This is a genomic window from Thiobacillus denitrificans ATCC 25259, from assembly GCF_000012745.1.
In the GTDB taxonomy this organism is placed as follows: domain Bacteria; phylum Pseudomonadota; class Gammaproteobacteria; order Burkholderiales; family Thiobacillaceae; genus Thiobacillus; species Thiobacillus denitrificans_B.
Map to the genome: position 1 here is coordinate 1,696,963 of NC_007404.1, position 18,756 is coordinate 1,715,718.

14 protein-coding genes are annotated in these 18,756 nt (G+C 63.5%); all 14 read right to left on the minus strand.

What is annotated here, in order from left to right; all coding sequences use genetic code 11:
- Nucleotides 1-61: 61 nt before the first annotated feature.
- The 14 genes from TBD_RS08075 to flgK all read right to left on the minus strand — a co-directional run bounded on the left by TBD_RS08075 (nt 62) and on the right by flgK (nt 18,752).
- The gene (locus tag TBD_RS08075; RefSeq protein WP_011312127.1) at nt 62-1,132 is read right to left on the minus strand and encodes a protein-glutamate methylesterase/protein-glutamine glutaminase; all 1,071 of its coding nucleotides are present in this window, start codon (nt 1,130-1,132) and stop codon (nt 62-64) included.
- A gap of 27 nt (nt 1,133-1,159) precedes the next feature.
- Entirely contained in the window at nt 1,160-1,768 is a 609-nt protein-coding gene (gene cheD / locus TBD_RS08080; protein WP_011312128.1) for a chemoreceptor glutamine deamidase CheD, read from the minus strand.
- Nucleotides 1,765-2,634: a CheR family methyltransferase gene (locus TBD_RS08085; RefSeq protein WP_011312129.1), complete on the minus strand. Its 870-nt coding sequence runs from the start codon at nt 2,632-2,634 to the stop codon at nt 1,765-1,767. The genes cheD and TBD_RS08085 overlap by 4 nt, the downstream gene beginning before the upstream one ends.
- 114 nt (nt 2,635-2,748) lie before the next feature.
- Nucleotides 2,749-4,422 carry a methyl-accepting chemotaxis protein gene (locus tag TBD_RS08090; RefSeq protein WP_011312130.1) on the minus strand — a complete coding sequence of 558 codons (1,674 nt, stop codon included), beginning with the start codon at nt 4,420-4,422 and terminating at the stop codon, nt 2,749-2,751.
- A 325-nt stretch (nt 4,423-4,747) separates the two neighbouring features.
- Nucleotides 4,748-6,397, minus strand: a complete 1,650-nt coding sequence (locus TBD_RS15235; protein ID WP_274378357.1) for a methyl-accepting chemotaxis protein — start codon at nt 6,395-6,397, stop codon at nt 4,748-4,750.
- Between the two features lie 324 nt (nt 6,398-6,721).
- Complete coding sequence (locus tag TBD_RS08100) at nt 6,722-8,416, minus strand: methyl-accepting chemotaxis protein (protein ID WP_041432566.1); 1,695 nt, start codon at nt 8,414-8,416, stop codon at nt 6,722-6,724.
- Between the two features lie 247 nt (nt 8,417-8,663).
- Complete coding sequence (locus TBD_RS08105) at nt 8,664-10,481, minus strand: bifunctional metallophosphatase/5'-nucleotidase (RefSeq protein WP_081430006.1); 1,818 nt, start codon at nt 10,479-10,481, stop codon at nt 8,664-8,666.
- Between the two features lie 34 nt (nt 10,482-10,515).
- Complete coding sequence (locus TBD_RS08110) at nt 10,516-12,234, minus strand: methyl-accepting chemotaxis protein (protein ID WP_011312134.1); 1,719 nt, start codon at nt 12,232-12,234, stop codon at nt 10,516-10,518.
- Nucleotides 12,235-12,313: 79 nt separating this feature from the next.
- Nucleotides 12,314-12,817, minus strand: coding sequence for a chemotaxis protein CheW (locus TBD_RS08115; RefSeq protein ID WP_011312135.1), 504 nt, complete (start codon nt 12,815-12,817; stop codon nt 12,314-12,316).
- 21 nt (nt 12,818-12,838) lie between these two features.
- Nucleotides 12,839-14,914 (minus strand): chemotaxis protein CheA, encoded by a 2,076-nt coding sequence (gene cheA, locus TBD_RS08120; protein ID WP_011312136.1) that lies wholly within the window; start codon nt 14,912-14,914, stop codon nt 12,839-12,841.
- Nucleotides 14,915-14,960: 46 nt separating this feature from the next.
- On the minus strand, nt 14,961-15,323 hold the full coding sequence (locus TBD_RS08125; protein ID WP_011312137.1) for a response regulator: 363 nt from the start codon (nt 15,321-15,323) through the stop codon (nt 14,961-14,963).
- Between the two features lie 52 nt (nt 15,324-15,375).
- Nucleotides 15,376-15,939: a hypothetical protein gene (locus TBD_RS08130; protein ID WP_011312138.1), complete on the minus strand. Its 564-nt coding sequence runs from the start codon at nt 15,937-15,939 to the stop codon at nt 15,376-15,378.
- Nucleotides 15,940-15,947: 8 nt separating this feature from the next.
- On the minus strand, nt 15,948-16,850 hold the full coding sequence (gene flgL, locus TBD_RS08135) for a flagellar hook-associated protein FlgL (RefSeq protein WP_011312139.1): 903 nt from the start codon (nt 16,848-16,850) through the stop codon (nt 15,948-15,950).
- A 12-nt stretch (nt 16,851-16,862) separates the two neighbouring features.
- Nucleotides 16,863-18,752: a flagellar hook-associated protein FlgK gene (gene flgK, locus TBD_RS08140; protein WP_011312140.1), complete on the minus strand. Its 1,890-nt coding sequence runs from the start codon at nt 18,750-18,752 to the stop codon at nt 16,863-16,865.
- Nucleotides 18,753-18,756: the final 4 nt, after the last annotated feature.

The following is an 18,756-nucleotide window of genomic DNA, read 5'->3' on the forward strand; positions in this document are numbered from 1 at the left end:
AATCGGCACGAGCATAGCAAACTTAAGCCGCTCCGTGCCGCAAAGCGCGCCGCGACGCGGTTTATACGCGCATCGCGCGTTCGCCGTGGGCTGCGAAAAATTCGAGCACGCGGCGCGGCAATTCATGTAGAGGGGCAACCTCGTGCGTCGCGCCAACCGCAATGGCTTCCTTGGGCATGCCGAACACCACGCACGAGGCCTCGTCCTGCGCCAGGTTGTAACCGCCCGCCTTTTTCATCTCGAGCATGCCGGCGGCACCATCCTTGCCCATGCCGGTCAGGATCACGCCGACCGCGTTCTTGCCGGCCGTAAGTGCGGCCGAGTTGAAGAGTACGTCGACCGAGGGACGGTGGCGATTGACCGGCGGACCCTGGTCGAGCTTGGTCATGTAGTTGGCGCCGCTTCTGACGAGCAGCAGATGCGAGTGTCCGGGCGCGAGGTAGGCATGCCCGGGCAGCACACGCTCGCCGCCCTCCGCTTCCTTGACCGAGATCTTGCACAACTTGTCGAGCCGGTTGGCGAAGGAGCGGGTAAAGCCTTCCGGCATGTGCTGCGTGATCAGAACACCCGGGCTGTCGGGCGGAAGCTGCATGAGGAAGTCCTTGATCGCTTCGGTGCCGCCGGTCGAGGCGCCGATGATGATGAGCTTCTCGCTGCTGGTGAGCGGATTGCGCACGGCGGCCAGCGTCGTTCCGCTTTGCCCGCCCTGCGCGTGCGGTGTCCGCGGCTTGATGCGCGCGCGCGCGGCGATACGGATCTTGTCGGCAATGAGATCGGTGTACTCGAGCATGCCGCTCTGGATCGACATCTTGGGCTTGGTGACGAAGTCGACCGCACCAAGTTCGAGCGCCCGCATCGTGATTTCCGAACCCCGTTCGGTCAGCGACGACACCATGACGACCGGCATCGGGCGCAGGCGCATGAGCTTTTCGAGGAACTCGAGGCCATCCATCTTGGGCATCTCGACGTCGAGCGTAAGCACATCGGGATTGGTTTGCTTGATGAGTTCGCGCGCGGCGATCGGGTCGGGCGCGACGCCGACGACCTCCATGTCCGGCTGACTGTTGATAATTTCGCGCATCACCCCGCGGATCAGCGCGGAGTCGTCGACGATCAGTACCTTGATTTTCATTTTTCGTTCCTGCACAGCCGCGGTCGGTCAGAACAGATCGACCTCGCCCGCGACGACGTTGCTCTTGAGGCGGCTCGCGTAATCCTGTTCGCGTTTCACCAGCGTGTAGTTGTTGAGTTGTTTCAGCTTCTTGACCAGCACCCTGCCGGTCCGGGGGAAGAAATAGACCTTGCGCGGATGCACGTCGTTGAGGTCTTCCGCCACGACGCGGATGTTCTCGGCGCGCAGGAAATCGCGCACGAACTGGGCATTACGCTCGCCGACGTTCATGGTCGTGAAACCGCGCAGCACGTTGCCGCCGCCGAATACCTTGGCCTCGAGATTTTCGCGGCGTGCGCCGGCCTTGAGCAGCTGGTTGATCAGCACCTCCATCGCGTAGGCGCCATAGCGCATCGATGCCGAAAGCGGGTTGCCCGGATCGCCGCCGCCGTCGGGCAGCATGAAATGATTCATGCCGCCGATGCCGGAGACGCGGTCTCGGATGCAGGCCGCGACGCAGGAGCCGAGCACCGTGACGATGAGCATGGGCTTGGCCGTGAAGTAGTACTCGCCCGGCAATATCTTGGCCGTCTCGCAGTCGAAATTGCGGTCGTAGTACAGGTTGGTCGCCAGCTGCTCCTCGATCGCCGAGTTCATGCAGGCGTCCCTGTACGGCGATGGCGCGGGTCGAGTTCGTAGACGGTCTTGCCGCGAAGCTTGAACGCGTCGCAGGCGTAGAGAAAGTTCTCGGAATGGCCGGCGAACAACAGGCCATCGGGCTTCATCAAGGGAACGAAGCGCGTGAGGATTTTGCTCTGCGTCGGTTTGTCGAAATAAATCATCACGTTGCGGCAAAAGATCGCGTCGAACGGCCCGTTGATCGGCCACGTGCTGGCGAGGAGGTTGAGCGGTTTGAACGTCACGAGCTGGCGCAGTTCCGGCCGCACGCGCACGAAGCCGGCGCGCTCGCCGACGCCGCGCTGAAAAAAGCGCTTGACCCGGTCGCGGGCCAGCTTGCTGACACGCTCTTCCGGATAGACGCCGGCGGCGGCGGTGGCGAGCACGTTGGTATCGATGTCGGTCGCGACGATCGTCACGGGAGGCGTGAAGCTGTCGTAGACCTCGCACGCGGTCATGGCGAGCGAATACGGCTCCTCGCCCGTCGAACTGGCGGAGCACCAGATCGATGCCGGGCCTTTGAGCTTGCGCAGGTGCTCGGCGAGGATCGGAAAGTGATGCTCTTCGCGAAAGAACGCGGTCAGATTGGTCGTAAGCGCGTTGGTGAACGCCTCCCACTCCTCGCCGTCACATCCGGCTTCGAGACGGTCGAGATATTCCGAGAACGAATTGAGCCCCTTGGCCCGCAGGCGCCGGGCGAGCCGGCTGTAGACCATCTCCTGCTTGCTTTCGGCGAGCGCGATGCCGGCTTGCCGGTAGATCAGCGCTCGTACGCGTGCAAAGTCGCGTGCGGTGAATTCGAATACCTTGACGTTATCGGCTTGGCGTTTGGGTTGGGCGGTCATGTACGGGTAAAGCGATCAGCGCCACCGAAGATGGAACGGGAATTGCGTGGGGCGGAGGGGACAACGGCCCGGTCGGGCCGCGCCCTCCGCGGGTCGCGGCCAGGGCTCGACTCGCTACGCCGCTTGCATTGCGCCGCTCGCTCCGCCCGAAAGCGCCGTGTTCGTTCCGGATGCGAGGGCACGGCCTGCGCCGGGGCGGCGTCCCGCGTCCCGGCCGCTCACGAGTTTGAACGTGTCGACGATGGCCGCGAGTTTGACCGCCTGATCCTGCAGGGTCTCGGACGCGGCCGCGACCTGTTCGACCAGCGCCGCGTTCTGCTGGGTGAGTTCGTCCATCTGCGCCACGGCCTGGTTGACCTGCTCGATCCCGGTACTCTGCTCCTGGCTCGCACTCGCCGTGCCGGCAATGATGTCGGCGACCAGTTGCACCGAGGTCACGATGTCGTCCATCGCGTCGCCCGCCTCGTCGACGAGCTTCCTGCCGGCGTCGACCTGGGCGACCGAGTCGTTGATCAAGGTCTTGATCTCCTTGGCCGCACCCGCGCTGCGCTGCGCCAGGTTGCGCACCTCGGTCGCGACGACGGCGAAGCCTCGTCCCTGCTCGCCCGCGCGCGCTGCTTCGACGGCTGCGTTCAAGGCGAGGATGTTGGTCTGGAAGGCGATCCCATCGATGACGCCAATGATGTCGGAGATCTTGCGCGAGCTTTCCTTGATCGAGCCCATGGTGGTGATCACCTTGCCGACAACCTCGCCGCCGTTTGCCGCGATCTGTGCGGTAGAGGTGACGAGCTGGCTCGCGTGACGCGTCCCCTCGGCGTTCTGCTTGACCGTGCCGGTCAGCTCCTCGAGCGAGCTTGCGGTCTCCTCGAGACTCGACGCCTGCGATTCGGTCCGCGCCGACAGATCCGCGTTGCCTTTGGCGATTTCGGCCGCGCCGTTGCCGACGAGGTCTGTGCTCTGCTTGATCTGGCCGATCAGGAGCTTCATGTTGATCTGCAGCACGCGCAGCGACTGCATCAGTCTGACGAGTTCGTCAGCCCCCCCCGCGACGATGCGGCCGGTGAGGTCGCCCGCGCTCATGCGCTCGATGTCGGCGCGAACGCGGTCGAGCGGTATGACGACGCTGCGATACGACAGGACTGCGAACAAGGCGGCGAGCGGCACGCCGAGCCCTGCGATCCCCATCAGCCAGCCTGTGAACTGGCCGTTGGTCTCGGTCGTCGCAAGCCATGCCAGGACCGCCATCACCACGAAAATGAGCGCCATCGACGACGAAGCGATCGCAAGCAGGGTCTTGAGCGCCGGCGCACGGCGCGCGAAGCAGCGGTCGAGCGACGAGCACTTGATCGCCTTGCCCTCGACGATCCCAAGGCCCTTGTCGCCCGCCTTCACAGCGCGATACACCCGCTCGGCTTCCTTGACCTGCTCACGGTCCGGCTTGCTGCGGATCGAAGCATAGCCGACGGTCTTTCCATTCTCGATGAGCGGTGCCACATCGGCATCGACCCAGTAGTAGTCGCCGTTCTTGCAGCGATTCTTGACCAGGCCGCTCCACACCTTGCCGCTCTGGAGCGTCCGCCAGAGGTCGGCGAAAGCCTCCTCGGGCATGTCGGGGTGACGCACGATGTTCTGCGGCGCGCCGATCAGTTCGGCTTCGCTGAAGCCGCTGACGTCGACGAAATCCTGGTTGACGTAGGTGATGTTGCCGCGCAGGTCCGTTTTCGACACCACGGTTTCGGTATCTTTCAGGACGTATTCGACGTTGGTTACGGGTTGATTGGATCGCATCGTTTTCTTTCTTCCGCAGGGGAGAGTTAACGCTTATTTTTTGATTGATCTGCGACCCGCTCGCGACTGAGCGATCGCTTGCCCTCACTCTCCATATCGGCGGACGCAGCGCGGTTCTGAAGCGCCGGCGAATGAAATCTTGAAACGAAACTGCACGGGTGGCGGGCTTCGACGCCGGCTCTGCGTCAGCGTCCAAAACGTGTTCGAGGTCGTTGACCGGGCAGGTCGAGGTGCCCAGCGCGGACCCGTGCTACGTCATAGCGGAGGGCTCGCACGGGGCACCCGCCACGTCAGACGACGGGCGCCGGGTTCTAAAGGCCGTGGCTCAGAACTCTTCCCAATCGCCGCCGTCGTTGCCTTGGGCGGCTGCCAGCTTCTTCGGGCGTGCGGCCGGCACGGAGGCAGGACGCGGACGGGTCGGCAACGGGGCGACGCGCGGGGCCGACACCGGAACTTCCCGGCGCTGCGCGTATGCACCGTCGAGTCTGAACACGCTGACCGCGTCGGCGAGCTTGGCCGCCTGCTCCTGCAGGCTCTCGGCGGCAGCGGCCGCCTCTTCGACCAAGGCCGCGTTCTGCTGGGTCATCTCGTCCATCTGGCCGACGGCCTGGTTGACCTGCTCGATCCCGGCGCTCTGCTCCTGGCTCGCGGCGGCGATCTCGCTCATGATGTCGGTGACGCGTTTGACCGAGCTGACGATCTCGTCCATGGTCTTGCCGGCTTCGTCGACGAGCTTGCTGCCGGCGTCGACCTTGCCGACGGAGTCTTCGATCAGGGACTTGATTTCCTTGGCGGCACCGGCGCTGCGCTGGGCAAGATTCCTGACTTCGCTGGCGACGACGGCGAAGCCCCTGCCCTGCTCGCCGGCACGCGCCGCTTCGACGGCGGCGTTGAGCGCAAGGATGTTGGTCTGGAAGGCGATGCCGTCGATGACGCCGATGATGTCGGAGATCTTCCGCGAGCTGTCCTTGATGGAGGCCATGGTGTCGACGACCTGGCCGACGACTTCGCCACCCTTGACGGCGACGTCGGCGGTGGAGACGACGAGCTGGTTGGCCTGGCGGGCGTTCTCGGCGTTCTGCCGTACGGTGCTGGTCAGTTCTTCCATCGAGCTCGCGGTCTCTTCGAGGCTCGAGGCCTGCGATTCGGTGCGCGAGGAGAGGTCGGCGTTGCCCGAGGCGATCTCGCGCGAGGCGACGGCGATGGTGTCGGCCGCTTGACGAATGCTGCCGACCGTCACCGTCAGATTTTCGCGCATGCCGTTGATGGCATATAGCAGGCTCGAGTTATCGCCTTTGTCCAGGGTGATCGACCGCGAAAAATTACCCTCGGAGATCGCCTGCGCCATTTCGACGGCGTAGACCGGTTCGCCACCGAGCTGTTTCATGATGTGGCGGACCAGCCAGACAACGATGACGCTTGCGACACCGAGCGCCAACACTACCAGAACGAGCGTGATCGTAAGCATGCGCTGACTGAAGGCGTTCACTTCCGCCTTGGTCTGCTCGACCGCGGCGTTCTTCGCCTTGTTGAGGTCCATGAGGCGAACACGGATGTTGCGCCATACCGGTGTCTCTTCCTCACGGATCGTTGTCATCGCTGCCGCCTGGTCGGCGGCGGCAAGGGACACGATCTTGGCCTGAAGGGGGATCTGCTGTTCGCGGAAGGCGACAACTTCTTGAAGAACTTTAAGATCGGCTGGGGAAGCGGCAGCGAGCACCAAGGCCTCATCGCTCGTTTTCTTGAATCCCGCCGCAGAGTCTTCAAGGTTTTTGTAGGCCGCCTGGTTGGACGGGTCCATCACGATATTGCGCAGCGCCTGGCCCATCTGCAGCCCGTGCGCGTACAAGTTTGTCACGGCGCGCGACAGCGCGAGATCCTGTTCCACAAAGCGGTCGAATCTGTCCTTGTTTCCTTGCATTCCGATCAGTGCGACGCTGATCGCGACGCCGAAGAGCAGGAAAACCAACCCCATGCTTAAAACGATTTTTGACTTCAGCTTCATTTCTATCGAACCCCTGATTCATTCATTGATTAATGACAGTCGCCCTGGATCGCACCGAGCTGCTGTCCATCGGGCCGGGAATACGGAAGCGGCTTCACTTCGCGGAGGCCACCCCGTGCGGCCTCCCGCCGGAGATGAACAGCGATACCGCAGCAACCCGTAGCCCGTCGTCATTGAGAGATACACCTCAGTAGTAGAAATCGGCGCGATTCCGTCTGCCTTGATACCCCACGGCAGGTCATTCGCACCATCGATCCGTAGTCCGTTCGTCGGATGCCTCGGCCCACGAGACGGTCAGAACTCTTCCCACTCGCCGCCGCTTGAACCCTGGATAGCCGCGAGCTTCTTCGTGCGCACCACGGGTGCCGCGGCCGTATGGGTCCGGGCCGGCAGCGCCGCGATCCGCTCGTTCGATGTCAGCTGTTCCGGGCGCTGCGTGTTGACGCCGGCGAGCCTGAACACGCTCACCGCCTCAGCCAGATTGGCCGCCTGGTCCTGCATGGAAGACGCCGCCGCTGCCGCCTCCTCCACCAGGGCGGCATTCTGCTGCGTCACTTCGTCCATCTGGGCGATGGCCTGGTTGACCTGTTCGATGCCGGCGCTCTGTTCCTGGCTGGCCGCCGTGATCTCGCCCATGATGTCGGTCACGCGCTTCACGCTGGCCACGATCTCGTCCATGGTGGCGCCCGCCTGACCGACCAGTTTGCTGCCTATGTCGGCCTTCTCCACCGAATCGCCTATCAGGGTTTTGATTTCCTTGGCCGCACCCGCACTGCGCTGCGCGAGGCTGCGTACCTCGCTGGCAACCACCGCGAAGCCCCGCCCCTGTTCGCCCGCTCGCGCCGCTTCCACCGCCGCATTGAGCGCCAGAATGTTGGTCTGAAACGCGATGCCGTCGATCACGGCGATGATGTCGACGATTTTCCTTGAAGACTCGTTGATCGAGCCCATGGTGTCGACCACTTGCGCGACGACCGCTCCGCCCTTGACCGCCACTTCGCTGGCCGAGACCGCCATCTGATTCGCCTGGCGCGCATGGTCCGCGTTCTGCTTCACCGTCGAGGTGAGCTGTTCCATCGAGGAAGCGGTCTCTTCCAGAGAACTTGCCTGTTCTTCCGTCCGGCTCGACAGATCCAGGTTCCCCGTCGCAATCTCGCTCGAGGCGGTGGCGATGGCGTCGGTGCCGAGGCGTACCTGGCCGACAATCTTCACCAGACTGTCATTCATGTCCTTCAGCGCCTGCAGCAATCGGCCCGTTTCATCCTTGCCTTCCACCTCGATGCGGCTCGTCAGGTCGCCGGCGGCCACCGTCTGCGCAACCTTCACCGCCTGGTTCATCGGGCGCGTGATCGAGCGCGTGATCCAGAACGCGAAGCCGATTCCCATCATGAGCGCCACGATGCTCAAACCGATCAACAGCATCCGGCCGCTTTCATACTGCCGATGGATATTCCCTGCGGTCGCATCGATAGCCTGCTTCTGATAGCGCGCAAGGTCGTGCAGGCTCTCCAGATACGCATCCAGCCTGGGCTTCATGTCTTCATCGACGAACTTCTTTGCGCCCAGAACATTCCCGGCCGCTTTTTCCTTGAGCGCGGCGTCGCGCGCCGCGAGGTAAGCGCTACGCTTGTCCGCGATGGCCGCGAACAGGGCCCTGGATTCCGCGTCCGTGAGCAGCGACTCGAGCTGTTTCTGCAATGCGATGCCGCCCTTGCTGGCCGCGGCACTCGCGTCCACGAAAAATTTTTCGGTTTCCGGATTATTGGTCTTGGCCGCCGCGAGGGCTCTTACCGCATTGGCATTGATGATGCTTTCCCACTCATTGATGATGCGCGCCTTGTGCATTTCATTCTTGACCAGCGAGTCGGTCATCATTCCGACCGTCTGCAGGCGCCAGACGCCAATCACCGCCACCACGACCAACAGCAGCAGGACACTCGCAAAACCCAGCCCGAGCCGAGCGCCGATCTTCAAATTCGTAATTTTCACAATTCCAGTTCCAAAGTTAACCCGTCATGAAAGGGCAACGTTCGAATAATTCGGTTATCCGCTGAAAACCGGCGAATACCGGCAATTACTATTGCGCCCCTCGTCTGCAATGAATTCATTGAATCGAACAAACATTTCCCGAAACTCCATGTCGCTCTTCTCCAAATCAGCCGGATGGCACGATGCGGAGGCGCAAACAGGACCTGCGCAAGGGCGGCCCGGGGCCGCCCCTGACGGGGGATGACGCCTACTTCGTCACCGACCCCAAGGGTTGCATTTCGCGCAGGCCATGCTCTGCTGCCGGCAGCGGATTGACGAGCCGGATACGATTCAGCGGCAGGTTTTCAGGGGTGACCGTTTTGCCTGGCAAGGATTCGATATAGCGCTTCACCACATCGGTGCCATCGAGTGTGCTGCCATCCTCGTCCTTCAGCACGGTGATGTTTTTGGCCGGGACGCGGTTGATCAGATTCGGCACCAGATCGTAATAGTAGCCGGCGACCGTGTAGCGGGCCTGCGGCTCCAGCGGCTGGCCGTTGACGCGGATGTTTGAGACGCGATTCCCCTGGGGCGCCTTCGGATCGAAGTCCGCGGTCAGCCCGCTGTAGCCCGCAGTCCAGCCGTTGACCCAGGTGTTCGTACGCCCTGCCTCTTCCTGCGGCGCGCCCTCCAGGGTCTTCTTGATCTGCGCGCCGGTCAGTTCACCCTTGGCGATCTGCGGTCCGACCGGCATGAAGTGATAGAGGTCTTCAAGCTTGATCGGTCCGGCTCCCACCGTGGTGCCATAACGGAAACCGGTGATGCCGCCGAGCTGCGCGCCCGTCATCACGCGAAACGCGTCGGTCAGGAAATCGTGGGAGCTGCCTTCGGTCACGGCCGGCATCGCCTCATCGCTGAAATTGCTGCGATACAGGGGGACCTTGGTCTGGCCGATCACCGTATCGATCGGATAACGAAGGAACGAGCCGTTGAACGGATTCTTGATCTTTCCAGCTTGGAACTGCGGTCCGGTCACGTAGGGCCGACGCACCGACTGCACGGCCGCGGCGATCGCGGGGTCGGGCTGGAACCGGTCCGTGATGCGATGAGAGACGTATTGCTTGTCGATGACCCGACCCTCTTTCACACGGATGCTCAATTCGCCCACGACCTGGCCGTCCATGCCCTGCTCGACCAGCAGCGTGCCGTGTTTCGACACGACGGGTTTGACCGTGATCTCGTGCTTGTCGGACGACAGAATGACGTCGACGCCCGGAATCCGGTCGGCCAGGGTCAAATTGCCGTGCAGGCCCAGCTCGGAAATGACCACGACCAGATCGACGTCCTGCTCGCGCAGCAGCTTGACGTATTTTTCATACTCCGCTGCACCATTGGTGAACTTCAAACCCTTCGTGATGTTGGGGTCGCCCGCTTGGGGTCCGCGGTCGGAGGTGAATCCCAGAATCCCGATGCGCAGACCGTTGACGGTCTTGATCGTGTAGGGCGCCGCCACGTGCTGTCCGTTCCGCGCTTCGGCGCCGGGGTAGTTGTCGTAGTAGAGATTCGAAATGACCGGGTTCCAGTTGGCCATGGCCGGACGACCGACGAAATACTCGATGAACTTGTCCGCGCCATAGACGAAGTCCCAGTTGCCCGGCGCATAGGCATCGATGCCGAACAGGTTCAGGACATTGATCATCGCCTCGCCCTGGGTGAACAGCGCCTCGGCGCCGCCGTGCAGCGTGTCGCCGGTATTCACCAGCAGCGTCTGCTCCGGTTTGGCCCGGCGGATGTCCTTGATCAACGTAGCGATGCGCGCCACGCCGCCCTCGCTCTGGCCGTTGCCGTCGCTGCGCACATTCGGATGCGGGATCAGATGGCCATGGAGATCCCCCATGTGGATGAGAGTGACCTCGCCAGTGCCGCTTCCTGCGTGCGCCAGTGAAAAAGGCGATAGCGCCGCACATACCGCCACCGCCAGCCGTGTAGACCTGAATTTCACAAAATTCCTTTCGAACTGAATGGGATGCCCGTCAGGGTGGGCATCGGGACCCTGCCCCGCACAGCCGGATTGTGGATCCGGCATGATTCATCGATAGCGTGTCTTCAGAGGCAAACGACTAGAACTCTTCCCAATCGCCGCCGTCGTTGCCTTGGGCGGCTGCCAGCTTCTTCGGGCGTGCGGCCGGCACGGAGGCAGGACGCGGACGGGTCGGCAACGGGGCGACGCGCGGGGCCGACACCGGAACTTCCCGGCGCTGCGCGTATGCACCGTCGAGTCTGAACACGCTGACCGCGTCGGCGAGCTTGGCCGCCTGCTCCTGCAGGCTCTCGGCGGCAGCGGCCGCCTCTTCGACCAAGGCCGCGTTCTGCTGGGTCATCTCGTCCATCTGGCCGACGGCCTGGTTGACCTGCTCGATCCCGGCGCTCTGCTCCTGGCTCGCGGCGGCGATCTCGCTCATGATGTCGGTGACGCGTTTGACCGAGCTGACGATCTCGTCCATGGTCTTGCCGGCTTCGTCGACGAGCTTGCTGCCGGCGTCGACCTTGCCGACGGAGTCTTCGATCAGGGACTTGATTTCCTTGGCGGCACCGGCGCTGCGCTGGGCAAGATTCCTGACTTCGCTGGCGACGACGGCGAAGCCCCTGCCCTGCTCGCCGGCACGCGCCGCTTCGACGGCGGCGTTGAGCGCAAGGATGTTGGTCTGGAAGGCGATGCCGTCGATGACGCCGATGATGTCGGAGATCTTCCGCGAGCTGTCCTTGATGGAGGCCATGGTGTCGACGACCTGGCCGACGACTTCGCCACCCTTGACGGCGACGTCGGCGGTGGAGACGACGAGCTGGTTGGCCTGGCGGGCGTTCTCGGCGTTCTGCCGTACGGTGCTGGTCAGTTCTTCCATCGAGCTCGCGGTCTCTTCGAGGCTCGAGGCCTGCGATTCGGTGCGCGAGGAGAGGTCGGCGTTGCCCGAGGCGATCTCGCGCGAGGCGACGGCGATGGTGTCGGTGCCGTGGCGGACTTGGCCGACGATATCCGCGAGGCTCACGTTCATGTCCTTCAGGGCCTGCATCAACTGGCCGGTTTCGTCCTGGCTCTGCACTTCGATTTTCTGCGTGAGGTCGCCCGCTGCGACGCTTTCCGCAATGCGCACCGCTTGGTTCAAAGGACGCGTGATCGCGCGTACTAGCCACACGCCAGTCAAGCCGGCGAGTAGCACGCCGGCGACGATCGCGAATACCGAAATATTGCGCACCATGACGAAGCGCGACTGTGCGGCCGCAAACTCCGACTGGGCGAGCTTGAGCTGAGACGCGATGAGGGCTTCCGCGTTGGCCCGCACGGCCGGGTAGGTCTCTCTCATCGGCCCCTGCAGAATTTCGCCGGCTTGCTGAAAGTCGTGCGCGCTCAACGCGGCAAGCACGGGAACCACGCCCTCGCGCCCATACTTCTGTCGGCTCGCGCTGAATGCGTCCGCGAGCGCCTTTTCTTCGGAGCTCAGGTGCGAGGCGAGGAAGGTCTTCCAGATGCCGTCGATTTCCGTGATTGTGTTTTTGATGTCGTTGACGCGTTGGTCAACGACCGCGGAATCGTCCGGGAATGCCGAGAGCTGGCCGGCGACGGCCTCGCCGACGATGATCTGGCTGCCGTTCATCAGCGCGTTGATGCGCTCCAGGTGCCCCAGCCCGACAACCCTGTCTTCATAGACGGTTTTAAGCGACCCATTCGTGGCGCTGAGGCTGACAAGGCCAAGCCCTCCAATGGCGGTCAGCAGAATGGATAAAAAACCGATCACGAAGACCAGCCGTGACTTGATGCTCAGGTTCGCTAACATTTCCATAGCCTTTCTGAAAAACGACTCCCGGACCGAGGCTTTTGGGCTCTACTTATTTTTATTTGCGTGCTTCATATTTCCAGCTTCAGGCTGCCAATTTGTCGATCAGGCCCATTTCGGAGCTCGACATGAGCTTGTCGATATCGACCAGGATCAGCATGCGGTCGTCGAGCGTGCCGAGACCGATCAGATAGTCGGTATCGAAAGTCGTCCCGATTTCCGGAGCAGGCTTGACCTGCTCGGGCGCCAGCGTCATGACGTCCGAAACGCTGTCGACCACCATGCCGACGACGCGGCCACCGATGTTCAGGATGATCACGACCGTGAACTGGTCGTAGGTGGGCTCGCCGAGGTTGAACTTGATCCGCATGTCGACGACCGGGACGATCGTTCCGCGCAGGTTGACGACCCCCTTGATGAAGGCCGGCGCATTGGCGATGCGCGTAACCGGCTCGTAGCCGCGGATCTCCTGCACACGCAGGATGTCGATGCCGTATTCCTCACGCCCGAGCGTGAAGGCGAGATATTCGTTGCCGTCACCTTCCGCTTCGGTCGGCGCGCTGGACGGGGTTTGCATCGGGAGAGTCATGGATTGCATCCTTCTGGAGTATCAGGAATAAATGGGATCCGCGTTGAGCTGGTGGCTGGAACGCAGCAGCGCAGAGACGTCGAGGATCAGCGAAACACCGCCGTCGCCAAGGATGGTGGCGCCGGAAATGCCCGCCACCCTGCGGAAGTTCGATTCGAGGTTCTTGACCACGACCTGCTGCTGGCCGACCAAGCTGTCGACGAGCAGCGCCGCTTTCTTGCCTTCGGATTCGAGAATGACGATGATGCCGCGCGCGGCGTCGTCGAAGCTCGGCTCGATCGCGAAGATCTGGTAGAGCGGAATCAGCGGCAGATACTCTTCGCGCACCTTGACGACCTTGCCCTGGCCGGCGATTTCCTTCACGTCGGCGGCCGCCGGCTGAAGGGACTCGATGACGTAGCCGAGCGGCAGGATATAGACCTCGTCGCCGACCTTCACCGACATGCCATCGAGGATCGCGAGCGTGAGCGGCAACGAAATCGCGATCGTCGTGCCGGTACCGGGCACCGACTGGATTTCGACGTTGCCGCCCATCGCCGTGATATTGCGCTTGACGACGTCCATGCCGACGCCGCGTCCCGAGACGTCGGTCACGAATTCGGCCGTGGAAAATCCGGGGGCAAAAATGAGCTGCCAGACTTCGCTGTCGGGCATCGCGTCGGACACCGGAATACCTTGCTGCCGGGCCTTGGCGAGTATCTTTTCGCGATTGAGGCCGCCGCCGTCGTCGGTCACCTCGATGACGATGTTGCCGCCTTGATGGGCCGCCGACAGGGTCAGCTTGCCGCTTTCGTTCTTGCCGCTCGCGCGCCGTTTTTCGGGCATCTCGATGCCGTGGTCGACGCTATTGCGGACGAGATGGGTCAGCGGGTCGACGATGCGCTCGATCAGGCCCTTGTCGAGTTCGGTCGCGGCGCCGCGCGTGGCGAACTCGACCTTCTTGCCGAGCTTGGCCGCCAGGTCGCGCACCATGCGCGGGAAGCGCGAGAACACATAGTCCATCGGCATCATGCGGATCGACATCACCGCTTCCTGCAGGTCCCGGGTGTTACGGGCGAGCTGGCTCGCGCTGTTGAGCAGTCGCTCGTGGACGATGGGATCGAGCGCGTTGATGCGCTGCTCGATCATGGCCTGGGTGATGACGAGTTCGCCGACCAGGTTGATCAGCTGGTCGACTTTTTCGACGCCAACGCGGATCGATGAAGATTCGGCGCTGACGCCCTCCTTGTCGGTCGCGCGCCGAGCGGGAGTTCTGGCCTCACCAGCCTCCACACTGGCAGACGACGCAGCGGCAGACCCCGGCGCCACCGCGGGCGCCTCGGTCTTGGCCTCTTCGAAAATTCCGTAGCCCGGATCGGCGTCGGCCGTCGCCGCAGCAGCAGGCGCAGCCGGCGCGGGCTCGCTGCTGCCATGGGTGATCTTGAGATCGTCCGGGTCGAGCACGAAGGAACAGATCGCGACGATGCTGTCGACGCCTTCGCTCGTGACGAGGGTAAAGGCGACCCGCTTGTCGGCCAGCGTCTCCTGCGTGACGGTGCCGAGCAGGCCGAGTTCGACGGCGAGCGCGTCGACGTCGCGCTGCGGCACCTCGGGCATTTCGATCCGGAAACGGTAGTTTCCGTCGGCGTCCGCCACAGGCGCGGCGGACGGCGGGGGGACCTCCGCAGGCGGCTGCGCCACCGTCTCGATCACCGGCACCTCGGCAAGAATCCCCTGGGACAGGGCCTTCAGCCGCTGGCAAACCGAATCGACCGACGACTGGTCGACGCCCGCGCCGTGGTGATGGCCTTCCATCTGCATCGCGAGGATGTCTTTCGCCACCAGAAAGGCGTCGACGTGCTCTCCGGTCAGCGCCATTTCGCCCTTGCGAATGCGGTCGAGCAGGGACTCGAGCATGTGGGTGACTTCGGTGATGTCGGTGAAGCCGAAGGTCGCGGCGCCGCCCTTGATCGAATGCGCGGCGCGGAAGATCGCGTTGAGGTCCTCGCTGTCGGGTGCCGCCACGTCCAGAGCCAGCAGCAGCTTCTCCATTTCGGCGAGGAGCTCGTCGGCCTCGTCGAAAAAGACCTGGTAGAACTGGCTCATATCAATAGTCATCTGGGACTCCGTCTTTCGTTCTCTCGAGGGCTGCGCGTTCGTCGCGTCAGCCGATCAGTTTCTTCACCACTTCGGTCAGGCGCGCCGGATCGAAGGGCTTGACCAGCCAGCCGTTCGCGCCCGCGGCACGCCCCATCGCCTTGATGTCGTCGCCCGATTCGGTCGTCAGCATCAGGATCGGCACGCTCTTGTAGTTCGCCATGCCGCGTAGCGCCTTGATCAGGGTCAGGCCGTCCATGCCGGGCATGTTCTGGTCGGTGAGGACCAGGTCGACCTTCTGCTGCTTCGCCTTCTTCAGGCCGTCCTCGCCGTCGACGGCCTCGATCACGCCGTAGCCGGCCGCCTTCAGACTGAAGGACAGCATCTGACGCAGCGACCCCGAGTCGTCTACTGCAAGTATTGTTTTCATCCTTATTGCTCCTGCTGCGTTCTTTGCCGCGCATGCGCGACGGTTCATAAGCTCAAAAAAGGTCGATGTCGCCGCTTTCCATGTGGCGCTGTTTTACGCTGCTCCGGGTCACGCGGGGCAGTTCGGTGCCGTGGACGCCGACCCGTTCGCTGATGCTGTCGAGCAAGGCCAGCATCTCTTCGCTGCCGCTCTCGGGCAACGCCGTGCTTCCGTCGGCGCCCAGCGCGCCGAACACGTCACGCAGCCCGGCGAGATGCTGCACCATGCGTCCGATGAGCTGGCTCGTCATGTCCTGGAACTGCAGCCCGGTCACTGCCGCGCCGACGTGCTGGCTGATTTCATCGCGCAGCGCTTCGAGCCGTGCCGCCTGCTCAGGGCCGGCTACGCCCGAGGCGAGCACGCCATTGAGCGCTTCCTGCTGCAGCCCGATCGTCTGGTGAATCGCCATGAAGCTCGCGCACAGCTTTTTGATCGCCTCGTTGAGCAGCGCGTCGACCTGCACCAGATCGCGCTCGACCTCGGCGAGATGCTGGTCGCCGTGCAGCGAGACGCCCGCGAGCAGCCGCACGAGCTGGGCTTTCGTCGCGTCGTTCGACAGGGAATCGGGAGGGCGCACGGGGCGTTTCAGATGAAGTTGAACAAGGACAGGCCGGAGGTCTTGACGAACGATTTCTGCGCGGCTTCGAGCGTAAGTTGCTGCTTCGACAGTTCGGTGAGTGCCTGCGTGTAATCGAGGTCCTGGAGGCCCGAGAGGATTTCGCTGTACTGGAGATGGCGGTCTTCGCCTGCGCTGTCGAGCGCGTCGATCTCCTGCAGACGCGATCCGACCGAGGCGCGCACGGTCAGCACGTTGTCGAGCGCGAGGTCGATCTTGCCGTTGGCCGTTTCGAGTCCCGCGGTGAGGCCTGCCGTACCGGGGGTCTCGAGCACGGCAATGAGGTCGTTCAAGGTCTGGAAGACATCCTGACCGCCGCCCTGGAATATGGCCTGCCCGGAGTGCGACACGGCGAGCTGGCGGGTCGTGTCGACCTGCATCAGCCGTTGCCCGGCGTCGCCGTTGTAGGTGACGGCATTGCCCGCATTTTTGCTGAAGGGCGGGGTCGCGGTCTGAAAGCCCGAGAACAGGTAGTTGCCCTGCGCGTCACGGCTGTTGGCCATTCCGAGCAACTGCTCGAAGCGCCCCCGGAGCTCGGTCGCCATGTAGCCGCGTTCCATGTCGCCGAGCGTCCCGTTGCCCGCGGCGACGATCGTCGTCTTCACGTCCTGGAGCAGTTCGGTCACGCCCGTGAGCGAGCCTTCGACCGCGGCGAGCGAACTTTTCGCATAGTCGCGGTTGACACCGTACTGGCTGTTCATCGACTGCGACTGCGTGACTTCGAGCGCACGCGCCGCGGCGACCGGATCGTCGGCCGGCGTGAGCACGCGGCGGCCGGTTGAAATCTGCTGCTGGGTCTTGACCATGTCCGACTGCAGTTCGCTCAGACGGGCGGCGCCGGCTTCGAACAGGGTTTGGGTGCTGATGCGCATGGTGAAGTCCTCTTACCTGCCGATCGTGAGCAGCGCGTCGAACATTTCGCTCGCGACCTGCATGACCTTGGCCGCGGCCTGATAGGCCTGCTGGTAGCGCAGCAGGTTCGTCGCCTCTTCGTCGAGGTTGACGCCGGACTCGTTCTGCAGCGCGGTCGTCGATTCCGACAGCAGCTTGCCCGCGGCGCTGCTCGTCACTTCGAGCTCGCGGGTCTTGTTGCCGATCTGGCTAACGAATTGCGAATACGCGCCCTGGTAGCTGATCGTGCCGTTGCCGAGCGTGTTCGCGCTCTGCAGGCCACCGAGCAGCAGCGCGTTGCGGTTGTCCCCGACGCCGTTGGTGTTCGGCTCCACGGTGAAGCTGTCGTTGTCGGCGGGCGTGCCGCTGAGCGTGAAACTGATGCCGCCGAAGCTGATTGTCGCGCCCGGCGCATAGGTGGTAGAAAAACCTGCACCATCGCTGAGGGTGTTGGTGAGAGCGTCGTAGGTCAGCGTCACCGGCGCACCGAGCGGCATGGCCGGATAGGTCGAATCGACCGTACCTGCGCTGATTGCCCCCGATCCGGTATTGGTGTTTGCAGCCGCAGTACGAATCGGCGCCGCGGCGGCGATCTTGGCGGGGTCGGTGATGGCGACGGCGAACTGGCTCGCCCCGGCGACAGTCGGCCGGATCAGGAAACTGTCTCCCGCCGCCGCCGTACCGCTCAAGCTCAAGGTGACGCCGTCGACGGTCTGTCCGTCGACGACGGTCCAGCTCGCCCGGTCGGACACGCGCGTCAGCGTGTAACTGCTGCCGTCGTATTGCAGGCGGTAGTCGCTCGTCGTCAGCGCGCCGACGTCGCTGATGCTTGCCGCGACCGCGGCGGTGCTCGTGCTGGCGTTGTTTGTGTTCGCGGTGACGACGGGACCGGCCGTTGTGAAGAATTCGCCGCCTGCCGCGCCGTTGAGGTCGATGCCCAACCGATGTTGCGCGTTGAAGCTGCTCGCGAGCCCGATCGCGACCCGCCCGAGCGCGTTTTGTGCGGGCTCGAGCGTCCGGGTACGAAATTCCACCAACCCGCCGAGCTTGCCACCAACCAGACCCGACTCGCCGACGATCGAGACGCTGCCGTCGCTGGCCTGATAGGCGACCTCGATGCGCTCGGGATTGGTCGGCGACGCCATCGTGCTCAGGCGCGACGTCGTGCCGCCCACGACGAGCGGCTGGCCGTTGCCGATGAACACGTTGTAGGCACCGTCGCCCTGCTTGACGACGGTCGCCTTGATTTCCTTGTTGAGGTCGAGGATCAGCTGGTCGCGCTGGTCGAGCAGGTCGTTGGCGGGCTGGCCGCTCGCACGCTGGGCCTTTCCGATTGCGTCGTTGAGCCGTGCGATCTGCTCGGCGTAGGTGTTGATGACGTCGACGCTCGACACGATCTGGCTGTTGACGCCCTGCTCGATCTCGTCGAGCCGGCCCGCCAGACTGTTGAAGCGCGACGCCAGCGCCTCGGCCGAGGACAGCGCGGCCTGGCGCGAAGGCATCGCCCCAGGGTTGGCGGCCAGCTCCTGGATGCCGCTGAAGAAATCCTGCAACGACGGCGACAAGCCCGACGCGGGATCGGCCAGCAGGTTGTCGATCTGCTTGATCTGCGCGTAATAGCTGTCGAGCCCGCTTTTCGACGCCTGCGCGGTCTGGACCTGCACGCCGAGGTATTCGTTGTAGACGCGCTTGACCGTCTCGATCTGCGTGCCCTGCCCCATGAAGCCGAAACCGAAATTCTGCGGCAGCGCAGCGCCCTGCACGACGACCTGGCGGCTGTAACCTGGCGTCGACGCGTTGGCGATGTTATGGCCGGTCGTACTCAGGCCCGCCTGTGCGGCGGCGAGCGCGCTCTGTCCAATGCCGAGAATGCTGGTAGCCATCTAT

Excerpts from the sequence above, each read along its gene's own strand:
- TBD_RS08075 (WP_011312127.1), bottom strand. The coding sequence starts at position 1,132 with ATGAAAATCAAGGTACTGATCGTCGACGACTCCGCGCTGATCCGCGGG.
- cheD (WP_011312128.1), bottom strand. The coding sequence starts at position 1,768 with ATGAACTCGGCGATCGAGGAGCAGCTGGCGACCAACCTGTACTACGAC.
- TBD_RS08085 (WP_011312129.1), bottom strand. The coding sequence starts at position 2,634 with ATGACCGCCCAACCCAAACGCCAAGCCGATAACGTCAAGGTATTCGAA.
- TBD_RS08090 (WP_011312130.1), bottom strand. The coding sequence starts at position 4,422 with ATGCGATCCAATCAACCCGTAACCAACGTCGAATACGTCCTGAAAGAT.
- TBD_RS15235 (WP_274378357.1), bottom strand. The coding sequence starts at position 6,397 with ATGGGGTTGGTTTTCCTGCTCTTCGGCGTCGCGATCAGCGTCGCACTG.
- TBD_RS08105 (WP_081430006.1), bottom strand. The coding sequence starts at position 10,481 with ATGCCGGATCCACAATCCGGCTGTGCGGGGCAGGGTCCCGATGCCCAC.
- TBD_RS08110 (WP_011312134.1), bottom strand. The coding sequence starts at position 12,234 with ATGGAAATGTTAGCGAACCTGAGCATCAAGTCACGGCTGGTCTTCGTG.
- TBD_RS08115 (WP_011312135.1), bottom strand. The coding sequence starts at position 12,817 with ATGACTCTCCCGATGCAAACCCCGTCCAGCGCGCCGACCGAAGCGGAA.
- cheA (WP_011312136.1), bottom strand. The coding sequence starts at position 14,914 with ATGACTATTGATATGAGCCAGTTCTACCAGGTCTTTTTCGACGAGGCC.
- TBD_RS08125 (WP_011312137.1), bottom strand. The coding sequence starts at position 15,323 with ATGAAAACAATACTTGCAGTAGACGACTCGGGGTCGCTGCGTCAGATG.
- flgL (WP_011312139.1), bottom strand. The coding sequence starts at position 16,850 with ATGCGCATCAGCACCCAAACCCTGTTCGAAGCCGGCGCCGCCCGTCTG.
- flgK (WP_011312140.1), bottom strand. The coding sequence starts at position 18,752 with ATGGCTACCAGCATTCTCGGCATTGGACAGAGCGCGCTCGCCGCCGCA.